At 64.3% G+C, this 13,967-nt stretch carries 15 protein-coding genes; 11 read left to right on the top strand and 4 right to left on the bottom strand.

The annotated features are described in order from the left end of the window. Window positions 1-17: 17 nt before the first annotated feature. Together XH88_RS26760 and XH88_RS26755 are read left to right on the top strand one after the other, a co-directional pair. Complete coding sequence (locus XH88_RS26760) at window positions 18-1,661, top strand: acyl-CoA dehydrogenase family protein (protein ID WP_271671234.1); 1,644 nt, start codon at window positions 18-20, stop codon at window positions 1,659-1,661. Window positions 1,662-1,684: 23 nt separating this feature from the next. Then, window positions 1,685-2,449, top strand: coding sequence for a CPBP family intramembrane glutamic endopeptidase (locus tag XH88_RS26755; protein WP_271671233.1), 765 nt, complete (start codon window positions 1,685-1,687; stop codon window positions 2,447-2,449). A gap of 11 nt (window positions 2,450-2,460) precedes the next feature. Here XH88_RS26755 and XH88_RS26750 read toward each other — a convergent pair whose 3' ends face one another. The 3 genes from XH88_RS26750 to ruvX form a co-directional block, all read right to left on the bottom strand. Then, window positions 2,461-3,015, bottom strand: a complete 555-nt coding sequence (locus tag XH88_RS26750) for a DUF1772 domain-containing protein (RefSeq protein ID WP_271671232.1) — start codon at window positions 3,013-3,015, stop codon at window positions 2,461-2,463. Window positions 3,016-3,168: 153 nt separating this feature from the next. Then, a complete protein-coding gene (locus XH88_RS26745) occupies window positions 3,169-4,092 on the bottom strand; it encodes an AEC family transporter (protein ID WP_271671231.1) in 924 nt (307 codons plus the stop codon). A 3-nt stretch (window positions 4,093-4,095) separates the two neighbouring features. Continuing rightward, window positions 4,096-4,587: a Holliday junction resolvase RuvX gene (ruvX, locus tag XH88_RS26740; protein WP_271671230.1), complete on the bottom strand. Its 492-nt coding sequence runs from the start codon at window positions 4,585-4,587 to the stop codon at window positions 4,096-4,098. A 47-nt stretch (window positions 4,588-4,634) separates the two neighbouring features. Between ruvX and XH88_RS26735 the strand changes: the two genes are divergently transcribed. Further along, window positions 4,635-4,850 carry a hypothetical protein gene (locus tag XH88_RS26735; RefSeq protein ID WP_212424458.1) on the top strand — a complete coding sequence of 72 codons (216 nt, stop codon included), beginning with the start codon at window positions 4,635-4,637 and terminating at the stop codon, window positions 4,848-4,850. On the opposite strand, the gene XH88_RS26730 is transcribed toward XH88_RS26735, so the two are convergent. Then, entirely contained in the window at window positions 4,837-5,724 is an 888-nt protein-coding gene (locus tag XH88_RS26730) for a LysR family transcriptional regulator (RefSeq protein WP_271671229.1), read from the bottom strand. The genes XH88_RS26735 and XH88_RS26730 overlap by 14 nt on opposite strands. A gap of 96 nt (window positions 5,725-5,820) precedes the next feature. Here XH88_RS26730 and XH88_RS26725 point away from each other — a divergent pair, with 96 nt between their 5' ends. The 8 genes from XH88_RS26725 (at window position 5,821) to XH88_RS26690 (ending at window position 13,706) form a co-directional block, all read left to right on the top strand. Then, window positions 5,821-6,861: an NAD(P)H-dependent flavin oxidoreductase gene (locus tag XH88_RS26725; RefSeq protein ID WP_271671228.1), complete on the top strand. Its 1,041-nt coding sequence runs from the start codon at window positions 5,821-5,823 to the stop codon at window positions 6,859-6,861. A 99-nt stretch (window positions 6,862-6,960) separates the two neighbouring features. Then, a complete protein-coding gene (locus XH88_RS26720) occupies window positions 6,961-8,037 on the top strand; it encodes an NAD(P)H-dependent flavin oxidoreductase (RefSeq protein ID WP_271671227.1) in 1,077 nt (358 codons plus the stop codon). Window positions 8,038-8,114: 77 nt separating this feature from the next. After that, window positions 8,115-8,402, top strand: a complete 288-nt coding sequence (gene gatC, locus XH88_RS26715; protein WP_271671226.1) for an Asp-tRNA(Asn)/Glu-tRNA(Gln) amidotransferase subunit GatC — start codon at window positions 8,115-8,117, stop codon at window positions 8,400-8,402. A 78-nt stretch (window positions 8,403-8,480) separates the two neighbouring features. Further along, on the top strand, window positions 8,481-8,693 hold the full coding sequence (locus tag XH88_RS26710; RefSeq protein WP_271671225.1) for a hypothetical protein: 213 nt from the start codon (window positions 8,481-8,483) through the stop codon (window positions 8,691-8,693). Next, window positions 8,690-10,165, top strand: a complete 1,476-nt coding sequence (gene gatA / locus XH88_RS26705; RefSeq protein ID WP_271671224.1) for an Asp-tRNA(Asn)/Glu-tRNA(Gln) amidotransferase subunit GatA — start codon at window positions 8,690-8,692, stop codon at window positions 10,163-10,165. Before XH88_RS26710 ends, gatA begins: the two co-directional genes overlap by 4 nt. Beyond that, window positions 10,162-10,458, top strand: a complete 297-nt coding sequence (locus XH88_RS26700) for a hypothetical protein (RefSeq protein ID WP_442868476.1) — start codon at window positions 10,162-10,164, stop codon at window positions 10,456-10,458. Before gatA ends, XH88_RS26700 begins: the two co-directional genes overlap by 4 nt. Continuing rightward, complete coding sequence (gene gatB / locus XH88_RS26695; protein WP_271671222.1) at window positions 10,455-11,933, top strand: Asp-tRNA(Asn)/Glu-tRNA(Gln) amidotransferase subunit GatB; 1,479 nt, start codon at window positions 10,455-10,457, stop codon at window positions 11,931-11,933. The genes XH88_RS26700 and gatB overlap by 4 nt, the downstream gene beginning before the upstream one ends. A gap of 1,506 nt (window positions 11,934-13,439) precedes the next feature. Beyond that, window positions 13,440-13,706 (top strand): hypothetical protein, encoded by a 267-nt coding sequence (locus XH88_RS26690; protein WP_271671221.1) that lies wholly within the window; start codon window positions 13,440-13,442, stop codon window positions 13,704-13,706. Window positions 13,707-13,967 lie beyond the last annotated feature (261 nt).

The following is a 13,967-nucleotide window of genomic DNA, read 5'->3' as shown; positions in this document are numbered from 1 at the left end:
TCCGCCAAGGAAACCAGATGACCCAACCGAGCTTTACCACCCACGAGGTCTTCAACCAGTCACCGCCGTTCGAAGGTGTTGATCTGTTTGCCGCGGACCGTCCGCTGGTCGAGGCCGTGAAGGCCAATGGCGGCGCAGCGGCGGAACGGGAGCTGTCCGAGTTCGGGAAGCATTGGGGCTCGGCGGCGATGGCCGATCGCGGGCGTACCGCCAACGAGAACACGCCAAAGCTTCGCACTTTCGATGCCAAGGGCAATCGCCGCGATCAGGTCGAGTTTCACCCTAGCTATCACGAACTGATGGCGCACAGCGCCCATGCCGGCGTGCACAATTCAACCTGGACCGCGGACGGGAACCCGCTGGGCGATGCGGCCGAGGTCATCCGCGCAGCAAAATTCTACATGGCGGCGCAAGTCGAGACCGGCCATCTCTGTCCGATCACGATGACGCGCGCCTCTGTCGCCGCGCTCGCGATGCAGCCGGATCTGCTCAGCAAAGTGATGCCGGTGCTCTCGACGAGGAGCTACGACCCCAGCTTCTCGCCATGGTGGGACAAGCGCGGCATGACGCTCGGCATGGGTATGACCGAGAAGCAGGGCGGCACCGACGTGCGCGCCAACATGACGCGCGCAGTGCGCGACGGCGACGCCTACCGCATCACCGGGCACAAATGGTTCATGTCGGCGCCGATGTGCGATGCGTTCCTGGTGCTGGCGCAGGCGGATAGCGGGTTGACCTGCTTTTTCATGCCTCGTTTTGCACCTGACGGATCCGTCAACGCGATCCAGTTCCAGCGGCTGAAGGACAAGCTCGGCAATCGTTCGAACGCGTCCTCGGAAGTGGAGTTCGTCGGCGCCTATGCCGAACGCGTCGGCGAGGAAGGCAAGGGCATTCGCACCATCATCCAGATGGTGCAGCTGACGCGACAGGATTGCGCGATTGCCTCAGTCGGCCTGATGCGCTCGGGCCTCGCACATGCACTGCACCACGCCCGTCACCGCAGCGTGTTCCAGAAGCATCTTGCCGATCAGCCCTTGATGCAGGCCGTGCTGTCCGATATGGCGCTGCATGTCGAAGCGAGCACGGCGCTGGTGATGCGGCTCTGCCGCGCCTTCGACCGCACGCCCCACGATGCGGCGGAGGCCGCCTATATGCGGCTGCTGACGCCGGCGATCAAATACTGGACCTGCAAGAGCGCGCCGCCATTCCTTTACGAAGCCATGGAGTGCCTCGGCGGCAACGGCTATGTCGAGGACGGCATTCTGGCGCGCCATTACCGGGAGTCGCCGGTGAACGCGATCTGGGAAGGCTCCGGCAATGTGATGTGCCTCGATGTGCTCCGCGCGCTCGCACGCGAGCCGGAGGCGGCGATAGCGGTGTTGCAATCGCTGGCGGCCGAGACAAAAGGCTTGTCGGGGGCAGGCGAAGCCGTCGCGTTCATCGGCAAGACCTTCCGCCGCGCCGATGGCGAGCGCGTCGCGCGGCTCGCCGTCGAGAAGCTGGCGTTGCTGGCCGCGGCTGCCGCACTGAACGGTGTTACGCCGCGCCAGGCCGAACTTTTCGCCGCCACACGGCTCGCAACGAACCACGCCAGCATGTATGGCGCAGTGGAGCTTGCGAGCGGCGAGGTACGCGCGCTGCTGGAGCGGGCGCTGCCTTGAGCCTTCCTAACGAAAGCCTCCTGATGGACTCCCTCAATCCCGACCATCCGCCGCTCATCGAGACGCCTGCGCCGCCGCGCGTCTGGAAATTCTGGGGCACGGCGCTGTGGGGCCTCCTCATCTTTTTCGCCATGTTCGTTGGCCAGATCGGCGCCGTCGTTGTGCTGGTGGCGCTGCGCGGCCTTCCGATGGATCTGGCTTCGCTGCAGGTCGTCGGCCGCGAGCCGCAGGCGCTGGCGCTCTCGGTCATCATGGGCCTGCCGGCGACGCTCGCGGTGGTGTGGCTCGCCATCCGCATCAAGAAGGCATCTTTCGTCGACTATCTCGCGCTGTACTGGCCGACCTGGCGGCAATTCTTCCTCGGCGCCGCCGGGCTGCTGCTGACCGTTTTGGCCTGGGAAGTGGTTTCGCGATTCCTCGGCCGTGAGGCCACACCGGGGTTCATGACCGATCTCTTGAAATCCGGCCGCGACAAGGGCGCCGCGCTGTTGCTGCTGTTCGCCTTCAGCGTGGCCGCGCCGATGTCGGAGGAAGTGCTCGCGCGCGGTTTTCTCTTCCGCGGCTGGTCGGCGAGTGTCCTGCAGGTGCCAGGCGCGATCATCCTGTCGTCGCTGGTGTGGACGGCGGTGCATCTGCAATACGATCTGTACTTCCTCGCCGAGGTCTTCTCCATCGGCCTCTGGTTCGGCTACATGCGCTACCGAGCGGGTTCGCTCTGGCTCACCATCCTGCTGCATGCGCTGAACAACTCGACAGCGGTGGTGCTGACGATGTGGCTGGGGGGCTAGCGAGTTGTTTCCTACCCGAGCAGTGCCACTGACAACAGGATAAGCGCGAACACCGAAGCCGCTGCACGGTACAGATGAGACCATTCCCAACGGTCGCGAAGGATTGTCCAATCGCTTTCCTTTAGGGATCCGCCAGCCCCGAAAAACCGCTGCGCTCCGCCCGAAAGCGTCTCGCGGCTCAGCCAGACTTTGTTTACGGGCGCCGTCAACGTCCAATAGAGCAAATGTGCGAGCGCCGCGGCTAACAACGCCATCACGATCAGCCAAAATGCCAAAGTTCCGCGAGGCGTAAGCGCGGCAAGTCCCGCAAGCACCAATACCGACAGCGGCTCCGCAGCGCCGATAATGGTGAACCCGGGATAATAGATGGGCTGCACGGCGAGATACTGCTCCCGCGCGAGCCGCAACTTCCCCGGCAACTCCAGCGCATGGGCCGCGGACGGAATGACTGTCGCCACGACTAGAAATAATGACGCCAGCTTCAGGCCTGTCATCATGTGCGCACGATCTCCGCCGAGGAAATTGAACTGGATTTCAAGACCTATCGTGTGATGAAGTTCCTGCAAAACACCTATCCGGTTAGCTCATGCCGTTTACGCCCATCACAGCGGAGCGCAAAAACGGCACGCCTCTCGTTGATACCGGCGCGAGCTTCGCTGCGCTTGCCGGTCCAAACTCGCAATGACGACGGCGAAAGAGGTGCTCTCAACGGCTCATATTCACGCCACCAGCGCGATCGCGATCGGCATGGTGATTGCCGCCAAGATCGTCTGTAGCGTAATGATCTGCGCGAGCAGCGGCGCGTCGCCGCCCATCTGGCGGGCGAGCACATAGGCGCTCGGCGAGGTTGGCACCGCCCCGCAGATCGCGACGATTGCGAGGTTGGTGCCCGATAACCCGAACCAGACGGCAAGCGTCAACGCGAGCACGGGCATCAGGGCCAGCTTGAACGCCACGCCGAGCGTTGCGCCCAGGCTCAGGCGGAGCAGGCCTTTGATCTGGAGCCCGGCGCCGGTGACGAGCAGGCCGATGGCGAGCGAGGAGCGGCCGAGCGCATCCGCGACCTCGTGCCAGATTTTTGGCAGCGGCAGATGGAGGACGTTGATGGCAAGGCCGATTGCGCAGGCCCAGATCAGCGGATTGCGGATCACGGTCATGACGACGGCGCGCGCGGATTGCTTCTCGGGGGAAGCGTAGTGCGCGAGCACGGCAACGCTGAACACGTTCACCAGCGGGATGATTGCGACCATCGCGACCGAGGCCAGCGCCAGTCCGACCTCGCCGAACAGGTTGGCCGAGACGGACAGCGCCACATAGGTCTGCCAGCGCGTCGCGCCCTGGAAGATCGAGGTGAAGGCGGGACCGTCGATGCCGAGCCGCGCCAGGGCAGGGCGGAGCGCGAGGCAGAGCAGCGACATCGCCAACGCCGATAGCAGCAGGGCGCCGCCGACGCCGGCGACCGGCACTTTTGAAAGGTCAGCCTTCACCAATGTCTGGATCAGGAGCATCGGAAACAGCACGAAATAGGTCAGCCGCTCCAGCCCGTGCCATTGGGTGTCGAGCCGCATCAGGCTGTGCCGGAGCACCACGCCGAGCACGATGAGGATGAAGACCGGCAGCAGCGCCGCGATCACGACGGCCATGGATCAGCTATTCCCTGACGCCGCGCGCAAATTGGCGAGCCGGTCGAGTGCGCCCTGCAGAATGAAAATCGCGGCGTGCTCGTCGATTACCTCGGCACGCTTGGCGCGGCTGACGTCCATGCCGATCAGCTCACGCTCGACGGCCGCGGTCGAGAGGCGTTCGTCCCAGAGGCCGATCGGGAGCGTCGTCAGGTTCGCGAGATTGCGGGCAAACGCCCGGGTCGATTGTGCGCGCGGCCCCTCGCTGCCGTCCATGTTGATGGGCAGGCCGAGCACGAAGCCGACCACCTTGCGTTCGGCGGCGATGGCGAGCAGGCGGCCCGCGTCCTGCTTGAACGCCTTGCGCTGAATGGTTTCGACACCGGTCGCGAGCCGGCGGTCCGGATTGGACACGGCAACGCCGATGGTCTTGGTGCCCAAATCAAGGCCTATCAGCCCGCCGCGTTCGGGCCAGTGGGTTGCAACTTCGACGAGGGGCAGGATAAGAGCCGGCATGGAACTAGCGCATATCACGCGTCGCGCTGCGGAGTGAACCCGTAACGATGGATGCACTGACACTATTCGGCTTGTTTGCCGTGACGGCGATGCTGGTCTGCTATGCCCTGGAGGACCGCAGCCATTGGTTCGTGTTGCTGTTCGCCGCCTCGTGCGGGCTCGGCTCGGCCTACGGCTTTCTGCAAGGCGCCTGGCCGTTCGGTCTCGTCGAGGCGATCTGGGCCGTCGTTGCGCTGCGGCGGTGGTGGATCAGGCCGCGATGATGTCGTCCTCAGTCAGGCAGGACAGGAAGCCGCTCAGCGCACTGTATTGATGTCCAGTGCGGCGCTGGATGAACAGCGTCTCGACGCGCGCATGCGACGGGCTCAAGCCATGCATCGTCACGGCACCGTTCATCGCGCTGCGCTCGACCACGACGCGCGGCAACAGCGTCACGCCCATGTCGGCGGCGACGCAGCCGATCATGCCGTCGAGCGTGCCGAGCTCGAAGCGCGCCGCCGAGGGCCAGCCGAATTCGACGAAAATCTGCTCGAGGCGCTGGCGGTAGGTGCAGCCCGTGCGGAACACCAGCGCAGTCGGGCCCGACTCCGGCGTGCCGGCACGCAGCTCGGCGAGCGAGGCCCAGCGCCGCGCGCTGACCAGCACCAGCTCTTCGCGGAATGCGCTTGTGACGGTGAGGTCGGCATGCGCGATGGGGCCCGCGACGAAAGCGCCGTCGAGCGCACCTTCGAGCACGCCGGCGACGAGATCGGCGGTCGGCGACGTCCGCAGGCTGAGGCGCACGGCCGGAAAACGGCGGTGGAAATCAGCGAGCAGCGGTGGCAGCCGCACGGCGGCCGTGGTCTCCATCGAGCCGATCGACAGCGGTCCCTTCGGCTCGCCATCGTCGCGCGCCGCGAGCACTGCCTCGTGCGATAGTGCCGTCATTCGATGCGCGTAGGGCAAAAGGCGTTTGCCGGCGCCGGTCAGCGCCATGCCGCGGCTGTGGCGCTCGAACAGCGGCGTGCCGATCTCGGCCTCCAAGGCCTTGATGCGCTGGGTGACGTTGGATTGCACCGTGTTGAGCTCTTCGGCTGCGCGGGTGATGCCGCCGGTGCGGGCGACCGCGGCGAAGGTCTTGAGATCGCTCAGTTCCATGGCGTCGTTTCACGTTTGTGATGGCAGCGTTCGCAACAATTCATTTTTTGAGAATGCTAGTTGGGCCTAATGTTCCTGTCCAGAGTGGGAGACCTCATGCCGATCACCACGCCGCTAACCGAGCTCCTCGGGATCAGGCATCCAATCCTGTCGGCGCCCATGGACACGATCGCCGGCAGTCGGCTGACGCGTGCCGTCAGCGAGGCCGGTGGATTTGGGATTCTGGGCGGTGGCTATGGCGATCGCGCACGACTTGGGGCGGAGGCCGCGGAACTGAAGGGCTTTGCACCGTTCGGGATCGGCTTCATCACCTGGAGCCTGGCAAAGCAGCCCGGGCTTCTCGACGTTGCGCTCGATGCGCGCCCGCAAGCGATCATGCTCTCGTTCGGCGATCCCGCGCCGTTCGCGCCGCGGATCAAGGCTAGCGGGGCGCGATTGATCTGCCAGGTGCAGAGCGAGGACATGGCGAAGGAGGCGCTTGATGCCGGCGCGGAGATCTTGATCGCGCAGGGGACGGAGGCGGGTGGACATGGTGCTTCGCGCACCACGGTCGATATCGTGCCCGCGATCGTCGATCTTGCCGCCGGGCGCCTGCCTGTCGTCGCAGCCGGCGGCATCGCCGATGGTCGGGGCCTCGCGGCGATGATGATGCTCGGTGCATCCGGCGTGCTGATCGGCACGCGCTTCTATGCGAGCGTGGAGGCCAATGGCGCGGAGGAGGCGAAGCAGCGTATTCGCACGGCCGACGGCAATGACACCGTGCGCGGCGTCGTGCCTGATTGGTCGCGAAAGCTTTTCTGGCCGGCGCCGTTCACCGCACGCACGCTGGTGAACAGCCACATCAAGAGCTGGACCGGCCGTGAAATCGAGTTGATGCAGCGCGCAGACGAGGTCGCCAAGGAGTATGCTGCGGCGAAAATGGCGGGTGATTTCGAAATCGCGGCCGTCTTTGCCGGAGAAGCGGTCGGCCTGATCCATGATATTCCACCGGCAGCCGAGATCGTCGAGCGGATTGCGTCCGAGGCCGAGCTGTTGCTGGCTGGAAAACGTAATTCGGTGGCCGGTGCTTTTCCCTCTCCCCTTGTGGGAGAAGGTGGCGCGCAGCGCCGGATGAGGGGTATCTCTCCGCAAACTTAGTGTTGCGTTTGACGAGAGATACCCCCCTCTCGCCGCTTATGCGGCGATCCACCCTCTCCCACAAGGGGAGAGGGGAACAGCGAATACGAGGCAAGAACCATGTGGCCCGACCGTCGACTGATCGATCTCTTCAAGACCGAATTCCCGATCGTGCTGGCGCCGATGGCCGGCGTGATGGATGCGGAGCTGGTGATCGCCGTGGCCGAGGGCGGCGGGCTCGGCTCGCTGCCTTGCGCGATGCTGTCGGCGGAGAAGGCGCGCGAGCAGGTCAATCTCATCCGCCAGCGCGTGAAAGCGCCGGTGAACATGAACTTCTTCTGCCACACGCCCGTCGATCTCACGCCTGAGGCGGAAGCGCGCTGGAAGCAGCGGCTGACGGGATATTACGCCGAGCTCGGTCTCGATCCGGCGGCGCCGATCAATGCTGCGAACCGAGCACCGTTCGACGCTGCCTTCTGCGAGGTCGTCGAGGAGCTGAAGCCGGAGGTCGTCAGCTTCCATTTCGGCCTGCCGGAGCCAGCGCTGCTCAAGCGCGTCAAGGCGGCGGGCTGTCTCGTCATCTCGTCAGCGACGACGGTGAAGGAGGCGATCTGGCTCGAACAGCGCGGCGTCGATGCGGTGATTGCGCAAGGCGCCGAGGCGGGCGGCCATCGCGGCATGTTCCTGACCGACAAGATTGCCGAGCAGCCCGGTACCTTCGCGCTGGTGCCGCAGGTCGCCGATGCCGTGAAGGTCCCGGTGATCGCAGCCGGCGGCATCGCGGACGGACGCGGCATCGCCGCAGCCTTTGCGCTCGGCGCCTCCGGCGTGCAGATCGGCAGTGCTTATCTGCGCTGTCCGGAGTCCAAGGTCAGCGCGGGTGGCCGCAAGGCGCTGGCCGAGGCGGGCGACGATTCCACCGTTATCACCAATGTCATGACCGGTCGTCCGGCGCGCGGCGTCCAGAACCGCCTGATGCGCGAGGCCGGGCCGGTCTCGCCCGACGCGCCGCCCTTTCCCCATGCCGCGACGGCATTGGGACCGCTGAAGGCGGCTGCCGAAAAGCAGGGCAGGGTGGATTTCACCAATCTCTGGGCCGGCCAGGCCATCGCGCTCGGCCGCGAGGTCCCTGCGGCCGAATTGACCCGGGATCTCGCGAAATCGGCGCTGGCCCGCATGAAAGCGCTGGCTGGGTAGCCCAGCCACGCCGGTTGCGGCGCAAAACCGGCCTCTGCTATACGGCACATAGGTTTTGCCGTGAGAGGCCTTATATAATGTCCGTCGACGCCACGACCGTCCGCCGCATCGCGCATCTGGCGCGTATTGCGGTTTCCGAGGACGAGGTTCCGCATCTGCAGGGCGAGCTCAACGCCATGCTGGCTTTCGTCGAGCAGCTCTCGGAGGTCAATGTCGAGGGCGTGGAGCCCATGACCTCGGTAACCCCGATGCAGATGAAGAAGCGGCAGGACGTGGTCGATGACGGCGAGATCGCCGACGATATCGTTGCCAACGCGCCCGCAACCGAGGGGCACTTCTTCCTGGTGCCGAAGGTTGTCGAGTAACATAGCGTTTTCGAGCGAAGTGGAGTCCGGTTCGCGTGAAGAAAACGCGTCAAATGAAGAGTCTTAGGACGTGGTCCGATGTGTCTGCTTTGCGACGATGAGAAGGCCTATCAGGCCTACATGAATTACCTCGACAAGATGGAGCGGCAGGGCAAGGCTGCCGATCCCAATGTCGCCGTCAATGCCGTGCTCGACGAGCTCCAGGCCGCCGCGAATGCAGCCGCCAAAAAAGACGACCCGGCCAACGACAAGACCCTGTCTCCGTTCTTCTGCAGCCCGATCAATAAATGACCGATTTGACATCGTTGACGCTCGCCGAGGCCCGCAAGGGTCTCGCCGACAAGACTTTCTCGTCCCTCGAGCTGACCGACGCGCATCTGAGCGCGATCGAAGCCGCGCGCGTGCTCAATGCCTTCGTGATGGAGACGCCCGACCAGGCGCGCGCCATGGCCCGGGAGGCTGACGCCAAGATCACCAAGGGTGATGCCGGCCCGCTCGCCGGCATCCCGCTCGGCATCAAGGATTTGTTCGCGACCAAGGGCGTGCGCACGACGGCGTGCTCGAAGATCCTCGGCAATTTCGTGCCGACCTATGAGTCCACGGTGACCTCGCAGCTCTGGCGCGATGGCGCGGTGATGCTCGGCAAGCTCAACAATGACGAGTTCGCGATGGGCTCGGCCAACGAGACTTCGTGCTTCGGTCCGGTCGGCAATCCCTGGCGGCGTGAGGGAAGCAACACCACGCTGGTGCCGGGCGGCTCGTCCGGCGGCTCGGCCTCGGCCGTGGCGGCGCTGCTCTGCATGGGCGCGACCGCGACCGATACCGGCGGCTCGATCCGCCAGCCCGCGGCGTTCACCGCCACCGTCGGCATCAAGCCGACCTATGGCCGCTGCTCGCGCTGGGGCATCGTCGCCTTCGCGTCCTCGCTCGACCAAGCCGGCCCGATCGCGCGCAGCGTGCGCGATGCCGCGATGCTGCTGCGTTCGATGGCCGGCCACGATCCGAAGGACACGACTTCGGTCGATATTGCCGTCCCGGATTACGAGGCCGCGATCGGCAAGTCCGTGAAGGGCATGAAGATCGGCATCCCCCGGGAGTATCGGCTCGACGGCATGCCGGCCGAGATCGAGAAACTCTGGGAAGCGGGGGCAAAGTGGCTGAAGACCGCCGGCGCCGAGCTGGTCGAGGTGTCGCTGCCGCACACCAAATACGCGCTGCCGGCCTATTACATCGTAGCGCCGGCCGAGGCTTCGTCGAACCTCGCGCGCTATGACGGCGTTCGCTACGGTCTGCGCGAGCAGGGCAAGACCATCATCGAACAGTACGAAAACACCCGTGCTGGAGGCTTCGGTGCCGAGGTGCGGCGCCGCGTCATGATCGGCACCTATGTGCTCTCGGCCGGCTATTACGACGCCTATTATTTGCGCGCCCAGAAGGTGCGCACGCTGATCAAGAAGGACTTTGAGGACTGCTTCGCTCGGGGCGTGGACGCGATCCTGACGCCGGCCACGCCGTCGGCGGCCTTCGGCATCGGCGAGAAGGGCGGCGCCGACCCGGTCGAGATGTATCTCAACGACATCTTCACGGTGACTGTGAACATGGCGGGTCTGCCGGGCATAGCGGTGCCCGCAGGTAAGGACGCGCAAGGCCTGCCGCTCGGCCTGCAACTGATCGGCCGTCCGTTCGAGGAGGAGACTCTGTTCTCGCTCGGCGAGGTGATCGAGCAGGCTGCCGGCCGCTTCACGCCCGCGAGGTGGTGGTGAATGTCGTCGACTTCATCGCAAGCCTCGACGGCGCGGCGCCCGCGCCTGGTCTGAACGCGCCGCTTGCCGGTCTCTGGTGGGCTGCGAAGGGCGATTGGGACCATGCGCACAAGATCGTCCAGGATGACCAGGGCCGCGACGCCGCCTGGGTGCACGCGTATTTGCACCGCGTCGAAGGCGACCTCGGCAATGCCGGCTACTGGTACCGCCAGGCCGGCCAGCCCGCTGCGAAGGATTCATTGGAAGCGGAGTGGGAACGGATCGTTGCCACGCTGCTTGGGAGCACAACATGAGCACGGCCACGCACAAGCTTCTTAAAGGCGCCACCGGCGATTGGGAGATGGTCATCGGCATGGAGATCCATGCCCAGGTGACGTCGAACTCCAAACTGTTCTCCGGTGCATCGACCGCGTTCGGCGGCGAGCCGAACAGCCACGTTTCGCTGGTCGATGCCGCCATGCCCGGCATGCTGCCCGTCATCAACGAGGAATGCGTCAGGCAGGCTGTCCGGACCGGTCTCGGTCTCAACGCGAAGATCAATCTGCGCTCGGTGTTCGACCGCAAGAACTATTTCTACCCCGACCTGCCGCAGGGCTACCAGATCAGCCAGTACAAGTCGCCGGTCGTCGGCGAGGGCGAAGTTCTGGTCGAGCTCGACGGCGGCCGCAGCGTCGCCATCGGCATCGAGCGTCTGCATCTCGAGCAGGACGCCGGCAAGTTGCTCCACGACCGGTCGCCGACGATGACCAATGTCGATCTCAACCGCTCTGGCGTGGCCCTGATGGAGATCGTCTCCAAGCCTGACATCCGCGACGCGGAGCAGGCCAAGGCCTATGTGACGAAGCTGCGCTCGATCCTGCGCTATCTCGGCACCTGCGACGGCGACATGGAGAAGGGATCCTTGCGCGCCGACGTCAACGTCTCCGTGCGCAAGCCGGGCGGGCCGCTCGGCACCCGCTGCGAAATCAAGAACATGAACTCGATCAACTTCATCGGGCAGGCGATCGAGTTTGAGGCGCGCCGCCAGATCGAGATCCTCGAGGAGGGCGGAGCAATCGACCAGGAGACGCGGCTCTACGACCCCAACAAGGGCGAGACGCGCTCGATGCGCTCGAAGGAAGAGGCGCATGACTATCGCTACTTCCCCGATCCGGACCTGCTGCCGCTGGAGTTCGACCAGGCATTCGTCGACGAGCTGAAGGCGAAGCTGCCCGAGCTGCCGGACCAGAAGAAGGCGCGCTTCGTCGCCGACTTCGGCCTGTCGGCTTATGATGCGAGCGTGCTGGTCGCCGAGCGCGAGAGCGCGGTGTTCTACGAGACGGTGCTGGACAAGCTCGCCAACCGCGCCCGCGACGGCAAGATGGCGGCGAACTGGGTGATCAACGAGCTGTTCGGCCGTCTCAACAAGGAAGGCCGGGATATTACGGGCTCTCCTGTGACGTCCGAGCAGCTCTCAGGGATCATCGACCTGATCGGCGAGGGCACCATCTCCGGCAAGATCGCCAAGGATTTGTTCGAGATCGTCTGGCAGGAGGGCGGCGACCCGCGCGCGCTGGTCGAAAGCCGCGGCATGAAGCAGGTCACGGATCTCTCGGCGATCGAAAAGGTTGTCGACGACATCATCGCGGCCAATCCCGACAAGGCCGCGCAGGTGAAGGATAAGCCGCAGTCGCTCGGCTGGTTCGTCGGCCAGGTGATGAAGTCTTCAGGCGGCAAGGCGAACCCGCAGGCGGTCAACGAGCTGCTCAAGTCCAAGCTCGGTATCTAGCTGCGCGTTCGGACGAGGTGACGATGCCTTTCGTCACCTCGCTTCATCTCGCGATGCGACGCTCGCACGCGTCATCGACGGCAAGCATCATCCCATCCAAGCGCGATGCGACGACCGAATCGCGGTCCTCGCGATTCGCGCAAAACGGCGTCCTGCACATGCTCCGACGCGCGCCGCCGCCATTAAGCATGAAAATAATTTCGTTGCCAAAATTCGCGACTCAGAGTCCGCGACTCGGTCTCGCGAGACCATCGCGCGCTTTGCAGCGTGCGTCGTCGCACCGATCGCGCGTGATGTGCACAGACAGAATAGTACTTGCTGCATAGTGTTTTCCTGCAATCGCAGCGCTTGCCGCCATCGATGTTGCGAGGCGCATTGGCAATCGCAGTCGCGTCTCTCCGCGTGTCGGCAAATCAAGCGCGGCTGGCGCACGCGCGCTGCGTCGTCAACACTTCCTTAAGTCAGAAGATGTTTTTTTCGTCGTGTTGGTGTATTCGGGGTGAGTGCATTCGATCCCCGAATGCGCACAGCGATTAAAGCCATCTCACACATCGGAGGGCAACATGGCCAAGAAAGCGAAGAAGGCGAAGAAGGCGAAGAGCGCAGTGAAGAAGACTGCGAAGAAGACCCGCAAGGTCGCGAAGAAGAAGAAGTAACTTCGCTTCTGAAGTTGCCGGCTCCAGCAGCCGGCACGTCATCAGCGCCTCCTAGAGGTTCTGGTCGACGATAGAGGGTGTCGGCGAGACATCAGGTCAACGGTCGGATCGTTCGACTTTACGGTCCGGCAGAAGAAACAGAGTTTTCTTCGTTCGGTGCGGGTCTCCTTCAAAGGAGCTCCGCAATTCCACAAGCGGCCTTCGGGCCATCATGGAATCTGGTCCTGACGTGTTCGCCGACGCCCTCGTTCTCCTTGAGGCCGGGGTATTGCCGGCATCCCTTTCCCGACATTGTTGATCTGACCGCGACGTGGTCGCTCCGCTTCCGTCATGCTGGCTTCATCGCTTAGCTTGAGAGGCAAGGCGGGGCTGTGGCGTGATTGCGCGCTGTTTCTCCACGCACAGTGTCATCGCCCGGCTCCGACCGGGCGATCCAGTACGCCGCGGCTTCTCGGGGCACGACGGCAGCCGCTCCGGATATTGGGTCACCGGCCTTTGCGGGTGACGACAGTTGAAGGGAAGCAGCCACAGCGCCGGCACCACCGTGTGCGATGGTTATCGATGTCCCAAAATCCTGCGGTAAACGGAATCTGACGAATCTCAGAAGTGCCTGCCAATCACGGACTTCTTGGGTTGCCGGCGCCTGTGGCGCGGCTTCCCGTTTACGTCTGCTTCATCGCGATACTTAAACTGCCATTCAAATTTGCCCGCCATCATCGCCTCCAACAAGCCGGCAAACGGCATCGGGGATGAGTTGAACAGCGCACGATCCGGAAGGATCGCGCAAATCAGAGTTGGACGGGAGCCGCGCTCGGTGGAACGAGGCGGCATAAGAAAAAGGGGATGCGTCATGTTTCAGGGTACTTTCGATCTCGATACGGCAACGCCGATCGATTCGTGCGCGCTGTCGGACGTTCTGTTCGAACGCGGCATCTACTGGGCGAGCGGCCGCTCGGGCCTGGTCGATCTCGTCGCCGCGCACAAATGGTTCAATCTCGCCGCGCTGAAGGGCCGCAAGGACGCCGTCGCGCTGCGTCAGGAAGTGGCCGGCCAGATGTCGGATGCGGAGATTTCTGCCGCGCAACGTGAGGCGAGGGCGTGGGTGTCCGCTCATTGACCTGAGAAACGCTCCAAGCCTGCGATCCCGACAAGAACGAATCCTGGCCGAACCTGTGGCTGCCGCTTCAGCTTGCGCCTGTCGATTGCGATCCAGAGCTCGGACGTCTGACCGAATGTCTGGGTGGCCCAGGTCGGTCTGACGTCGCCCGCGACCACCGGATCCGGCAAGGTCGTGTCCCCAGTAGTGGTGTAGTTCGGTAGAGCAAGGCCGCCCGGACGCGCGCTCCCACATAGCGCCGTAGCGGGCGGGCGGCTTTGC

Source organism: Bradyrhizobium sp. CCBAU 51627 (genome assembly GCF_028128765.1).
Lineage (GTDB): Bacteria > Pseudomonadota > Alphaproteobacteria > Rhizobiales > Xanthobacteraceae > Bradyrhizobium.
Note: the sequence above shows the minus strand (reverse complement) of the source record. Positions and strands in the feature narration are given on the sequence as shown.

Bases quoted from the DNA above. Each gene is read 5' to 3' on its own strand.
- gatC (WP_271671226.1), top strand. From the start codon at position 8,115: ATGTCCGTCGACGCCACGACCGTCCGCCGCATCGCGCATCTGGCGCGT.
- XH88_RS26710 (WP_271671225.1), top strand. From the start codon at position 8,481: ATGTGTCTGCTTTGCGACGATGAGAAGGCCTATCAGGCCTACATGAAT.
- XH88_RS26730 (WP_271671229.1), bottom strand. From the start codon at position 5,724: ATGGAACTGAGCGATCTCAAGACCTTCGCCGCGGTCGCCCGCACCGGC.
- gatB (WP_271671222.1), top strand. From the start codon at position 10,455: ATGAGCACGGCCACGCACAAGCTTCTTAAAGGCGCCACCGGCGATTGG.
- XH88_RS26760 (WP_271671234.1), top strand. From the start codon at position 18: ATGACCCAACCGAGCTTTACCACCCACGAGGTCTTCAACCAGTCACCG.
- ruvX (WP_271671230.1), bottom strand. From the start codon at position 4,587: ATGCCGGCTCTTATCCTGCCCCTCGTCGAAGTTGCAACCCACTGGCCC.
- XH88_RS26690 (WP_271671221.1), top strand. From the start codon at position 13,440: ATGTTTCAGGGTACTTTCGATCTCGATACGGCAACGCCGATCGATTCG.
- XH88_RS26735 (WP_212424458.1), top strand. From the start codon at position 4,635: ATGGATGCACTGACACTATTCGGCTTGTTTGCCGTGACGGCGATGCTG.
- gatA (WP_271671224.1), top strand. From the start codon at position 8,690: ATGACCGATTTGACATCGTTGACGCTCGCCGAGGCCCGCAAGGGTCTC.
- XH88_RS26745 (WP_271671231.1), bottom strand. From the start codon at position 4,092: ATGGCCGTCGTGATCGCGGCGCTGCTGCCGGTCTTCATCCTCATCGTG.
- XH88_RS26755 (WP_271671233.1), top strand. From the start codon at position 1,685: ATGGACTCCCTCAATCCCGACCATCCGCCGCTCATCGAGACGCCTGCG.
- XH88_RS26725 (WP_271671228.1), top strand. From the start codon at position 5,821: ATGCCGATCACCACGCCGCTAACCGAGCTCCTCGGGATCAGGCATCCA.
- XH88_RS26720 (WP_271671227.1), top strand. From the start codon at position 6,961: ATGTGGCCCGACCGTCGACTGATCGATCTCTTCAAGACCGAATTCCCG.